Below are 4,927 nucleotides of genomic sequence, written 5' to 3'. Positions count from 1 at the left end.
CGCCTGGACGAAGAAACGAGTCCGCCAAAAGCGGTTCAAAGGCCGCCGTATCACTCAGCTCTGATTCCGGGTACTAGTACCTCGGCACAGAGGTTTTGACTCGTTGAACCTGGCCTGATTCGATGATGGGTTTTGGATAGGCCCGCGCCATTTTGGCGCGAGCCTTATTGGTTGTGAACATCCATTTGACGCGGGCGCGGTCGGCATTGCGCCGTTTCTCCCAGGCGGCGGTCTCGGCGACGAGGCGGGCGAAACCGTCGATGCGTCGATCGAGGCATTGGCGGGCGAGAACGCCGATCTCGATCTCGACCATGTTGAGCCAGCTGGCGTGCTTTGGGACGTAGTGGAACTCCAGTCGGCGCAGTACCCGCCGTGCTTCGTCGGCCGGAAAGGCCTGGTAGAGCGCCCCGGCCGAATGAGTTGAGAGATTGTCGAGCACCAGGCGGATGCGCTCGGCTCGGGGATAATGGATGTCGACGAGGTCGCGCATGCAGGCCGCAAAGTCCTCCGCAGCCCGCCGCTCGGTCACCTTCACCTTGCGCCAGGAGCGATGCGCGTCGAGGAAGACGAACAGGTTTGCGGTGCCATTGCGCCGATACTCGCAATCGTAGCGCTCGATCTGTCCCGGTGTGGCCGGGATCGGCTGGCGCACTTCGCCGATGAGCTGGATTGGGCTCTCGTCGAAGCAGACCACCGGCCGCTTCGGATCAGGCGCCTCGGCATAGAGATCGAGCACGTCCTCCATGCGGGCGACGTAGTCGGCATCGATCTGAGGGATGCACCACATGTCCTTGCGCCACGGCTTGAGATCGCTCTCGGCCAAGCGTCGGCGCACCGTCTCGCGCGACAGGCTCTCGTGTGGCGTCAGCTTGACGATCGCTTCGGCCAACAGTTCCAGGGTCCAACGGGCGCGGCCTGCCGGAGGGCTTGAGCAGGCGGTCGCCACCAAAAGGGCTTCCTCCTTGCCGGTGAGCTTGCGTTCCGACCCGGGCCGCGGCTCCTCGCTGAGCGCCGCCTCCAGATTGCCGAGGACAAAACGCCGTTTGGTGCGATAAACCGTGGACCCGCCGACGCCGACGCTACGGACGATCTCCGCGTCGCTGACCCCTGCGTCAGCGGCGAGCAATATCTGCGCCCGCTTGAGCTTGCGCGCCGCGTGCTTGCCGCCGCTCAGAAGCTCCGTGCGCTCGGTTTGGCTGAGTTCGACCCGATAGCGTACATTCATCCGTGCCTCCGCCTGTCGAGGCACTGACGAACAGCTGAATCGGATGGCCAAGGTGAGTCATTCTGCAAAAGCCTTCACGCCCAAGCAGGGCCAGTACCTGGCCTTCATCGACGCCTACACGCGCGTGCATCGCCGGCCACCTGCCGAATGGGAGATGCAACGGCACTTCGGCGTGTCCCCGCCTTCCGTCCACCAGATGGTGTTGACCCTCGAACGCGCGGGCATCATCAGGCGCCAGCCCGGCTCGCCGCGCAGCATCGAAGTGCTGGTCCCTCCTGAACAGCTCCCCGTCTTGGAAATCCCAAACCAATCAGTCAAAACCTCTGTGTAGAGGTACTAGTAGTAGCCCGTCCATTCGCCGCCACCATCCATAACATCTACTTTACACCGAGCTCAAACTGGTTGTTGGTGTAGAGTTTGAAATCCTTTACTGCGGACGTCGTAATTAGGCTGCCGACCGGATCGACACCGCCGTCCAATATTGGCCGTAGAGCGCAAGCTCCTTGATCAGGTCATAAACCAGTCCCGCCCGCCAGCTCAGGCCTGAGAGCGAGGCCTGAAAACTTTTCATCGCATCCCTGAAATTGGCTTTCCATGCTTGTTTGGTCGGGCCAACGCTGACGATCGCGAGCTGATCCAATATCTTCAGCCAATGTTCCGCGGACGCTGCACACTGGTTGGCAATCGTTTTGATTGGGTGCTCACATCAGTGACAGGTATGGACAGGTTGTCGGAAGCCGGACATGAGACGTGTGCGACGTCGGGAAAACCCCCTGGAGAGAGACATCTTCTAAGCTTCGTTTGAGAGCCTGAATGGAAGTGCTGTCCGATGATGGCGTGACAGCGATGGCGCAAGCATTTCCGAGATATCGTTTCGGACCTTCGACCGGGAAGAGCTATGTCGCCGGGCGACACGATTAGCGTATACGCTGACTGCGGAAGAAGACGAGAGCGATATGGACTTGCGTAACCAGCTGCGCAAGCCGAATTCCGAAAGAATAGCCGGGTGTCGCCACAGCGGTGACCGAAGAAAAAGAGGCAGCTTGTAGTGAACAAGCGGCCCAAGTCTAGGGAGGAAACGCCCAAGGAGGGCAGCGATAGCGCATCGCGCTACCGCGCAAGAGGTTGACTTCTGATCGGTATCACAGCGCATACTTTGCCGAGGCGTGCTCACTCAGCATTCCGCCAACTCGCGGAGACATCCCCGGAGCCTTCGAGCAGACCTCGGTATCCATGTTTTGGACAAACGATTCCTCAGTTTGCGCCGGCGCGTGAGCGCTGGGTGAGACGACTACACTCAGGTCACTTCACCGTTGAAGCCAGAAATCGTGTTCCAGATCACAGCGATAGTCTCCTTTCCGGTCGCCATGGTAACGATAGGCTGATCGGGACAAAGGTCGATTTTTTCTCGATAGTCGTGCTGGCGTTGACGAGTTTGGCTGTTTAATCGTACGGCGGCCGCGGTCTCGGCCTTGCAAGGTGATACTGTCGGACTTTGGAATAATGGATTCCATGAGCCTGGCAGGATCGATCGCAATGGAGAGACCTCCACTGCCACGCTGTGTTTAAACCGTGAGCCAGACGGCATCGGCTACCGGACTTGAGGAACTCGAATTCGCCGACTAGGTCTTCGATGTGACGAAACACCAACTCGGCTAATGGTGGCGCAACTGTAACCCGCTCCGTTCGGATGGGCCCTGCTTTTGAGGCTGCCATGGCCGAAGATGTGGCAGAATTTCAGGCCCGCGACTGACCAGCGCGGACGGCTGCAGCTAAAGCTTCTTCCAGCCTCGTCTTCTCCAGCAAGAGATCCGCGACGATCTTTCGAAAGCGTTGGTTTTCGACTGTAAGATCCTCCAACATACCCCGCATGTCATCCATCGTTCCCGCGTTGGCTGACCCGCCATTCTCAAGTGTGCCACATTGCGCGAATGTCGCATCACTCTTATGCAAGGGCATTTTTCGCCAACGATGAAGGGTCATGACGCTAACCCCGAGCGCTTTGCAAATCTCCATCTGAGAATTGCCCGCTCGTGCAAGCTCATTTGCTCGGGCAAGCTTCGACAGAATCTCCTCGTGAGAGTGCTTCTTCATCTTTCTCTCTAAAGGCTCGGCAACGACATCCTTGGTGATGCCTTGAATTTGTCGGCGTGGCGAAACTGAGGCCACCAGCGGCTCAGATTTCAAATACGAAAGGAGTGTGTATGATCCTGGACAAACCGCAGGAAGACCAGATCCGTAAGCCGAGCGTTCGTACATATTCGTGCCGCGACCTTCAAGAGACTTGAATGGCACGTAGCGTCAAGCTGCACCATTTCAAAGTAGAGTAGTGTTTCCGACCTAGAGCGTGATGAGATTAGGTTTGACCATATCCGGCGTTGGTGAAGTAGTTTGAGCACTCGGCGGGTGTGACAGTGTCGAGGATCGGACCAATGGCATCGTAGACGGCCTCGGTGGTCCGCTTTGCGGCTTTGCGAAGCCAGTGTTTGAGTTTCGCGAAGAACTGCTCGATCGGGTTCAGATCGGGTGAGTATTTCGGTAGGAAGAACAACCGTGCACCGGCGGCACGGATGATGCGGCGTACGGCCTTGCCCTTGTGCGAGCCGAGGTTGTCCATGATCACGATGTCGCCGGGCGGCAATGTCGGGACGAGAACCTTCTCGACGTAGGTTTGAAAGGTTTCGCCATTGATCGGCCCATTGATGAGCCACGGGGCCGTGACGCGATCGTGGCGCAAGGCGGCCAGGAAGGTCATGGTCTGCCAGTGGCCATGTGGCACCTTGGCCTTGAGCCTTTGACCGCGCGGCGCCCAGCCCCGCAGCGGCGCCATATTGGTTTTGGTCCAGGTCTCGTCGATGAACACCAGGCGAGACGGATCGATCCGCTCCCGATATTTGGTCCATTGCGTCCGCCGACGGGCAACATCGGGACGGTCCTGCTCGGCAGCAATCAGCGTCTTTTTTTGTGACTGAGCTTCTCGGCGTGGACGAAGTCCCACACCGTCCGGTAATCGACCCTCAGGCCACGCTCGGCGAGCTCGGCCACCAGCCCGCGCAAGGTGAAATCGGCCGTCCGGCAGCGTTGCACCAGCCAATCACGATGCTTTCCCGAAATCTTCTTCGGCTTGTAGCCGCCGATCTGATCCGGCTCGACGCTGCCGGTCGCGCGAAAGCGCTGCACCCAGAGAATGGCCGTGCTGATGCCTACACCAAATTGCGCCGCCGCCTGATGGCACGACAGGCCGCCCTTGCAAACGGCGTCAACCACGCGCTCACGCAGATCAGTCGAATACGCCCGCCCCATCCATGCCGGCCTCCTTCCCAGCCAGCATGTTGAATCAGAACCGATCTGATTTGGGAATCCTCAATCGATTCAATCTAATCCCATCCCGCTCTAGCGAACGACATCGTGACCTGCCTTCAGGAGACGCAAGCAAGCCTTGCGCAAGGCGAAATGGTTTTGCGACGCTATTCCTCGTCTGCTTCCGACGTTCTTCGTAGGCTTCCGGACATGTCCCGCCGTGCTAGCAAGGCACAATCATAACGACGTGAGCGTCATCCGCCGCGTGCATCTTGGAATCGTGCCACTCACTTCCCTAAGCGGTGGGCATAGGCCTGACACCAGACTAGTACCCACTTTTCATAGAACGTGAGTCGTGATTCAAGATCGGGATGATTCCCGAAGCAAGAGAAGTCCGCGTTT

At 58.6% G+C, this 4,927-nt stretch carries 5 protein-coding genes; 1 reads left to right on the top strand and 4 read right to left on the bottom strand.

Going from position 1 to position 4,927, the window contains the following annotated elements:
- Nucleotides 1–73: 73 nt before the first annotated feature.
- Nucleotides 74–1,225: an IS630 family transposase gene (locus tag ACZXDY_RS44700; RefSeq protein ID WP_028169397.1), complete on the bottom strand. Its 1,152-nt coding sequence runs from the start codon at nt 1,223–1,225 to the stop codon at nt 74–76.
- A gap of 43 nt (nt 1,226–1,268) precedes the next feature.
- On the opposite strand from ACZXDY_RS44700, the gene ACZXDY_RS44695 reads away from it, so the two are divergent.
- The gene (locus ACZXDY_RS44695) at nt 1,269–1,556 is read left to right on the top strand and encodes a LexA family protein (RefSeq protein ID WP_028169398.1); all 288 of its coding nucleotides are present in this window, start codon (nt 1,269–1,271) and stop codon (nt 1,554–1,556) included.
- A gap of 114 nt (nt 1,557–1,670) precedes the next feature.
- Here ACZXDY_RS44695 and ACZXDY_RS44690 read toward each other — a convergent pair whose 3' ends face one another.
- From ACZXDY_RS44690 to ACZXDY_RS44680, 3 genes are all read right to left on the bottom strand, one after another.
- Nucleotides 1,671–1,865: a hypothetical protein gene (locus tag ACZXDY_RS44690; RefSeq protein ID WP_028169399.1), complete on the bottom strand. Its 195-nt coding sequence runs from the start codon at nt 1,863–1,865 to the stop codon at nt 1,671–1,673.
- A gap of 1,097 nt (nt 1,866–2,962) precedes the next feature.
- Nucleotides 2,963–3,319, bottom strand: a complete 357-nt coding sequence (locus ACZXDY_RS44685) for a helix-turn-helix domain-containing protein (protein WP_464349863.1) — start codon at nt 3,317–3,319, stop codon at nt 2,963–2,965.
- 262 nt (nt 3,320–3,581) lie between these two features.
- A protein-coding gene (locus ACZXDY_RS44680; protein WP_464349862.1) for an IS630 family transposase occupies nt 3,582–4,528 on the bottom strand; the annotation gives its coding sequence in 2 pieces (ribosomal slippage) (nt 3,582–4,187 and nt 4,190–4,528; 945 coding nt in all).
- Nucleotides 4,529–4,927 lie beyond the last annotated feature (399 nt).

The sequence above is a fragment of the Bradyrhizobium sp. LeoB3 genome, from assembly GCF_055456055.1.
The sequence above is the reverse complement of the archived record's forward strand: the minus strand, read 5'-3'. Positions and strand labels throughout refer to the sequence as shown.

Bases quoted from the DNA above. Each gene is read 5' to 3' on its own strand.
- ACZXDY_RS44700 (WP_028169397.1), bottom strand. From the start codon at position 1,225: ATGAATGTACGCTATCGGGTCGAACTCAGCCAAACCGAGCGCACGGAG.
- ACZXDY_RS44695 (WP_028169398.1), top strand. From the start codon at position 1,269: ATGGCCAAGGTGAGTCATTCTGCAAAAGCCTTCACGCCCAAGCAGGGC.
- ACZXDY_RS44685 (WP_464349863.1), bottom strand. From the start codon at position 3,319: ATGAAGAAGCACTCTCACGAGGAGATTCTGTCGAAGCTTGCCCGAGCA.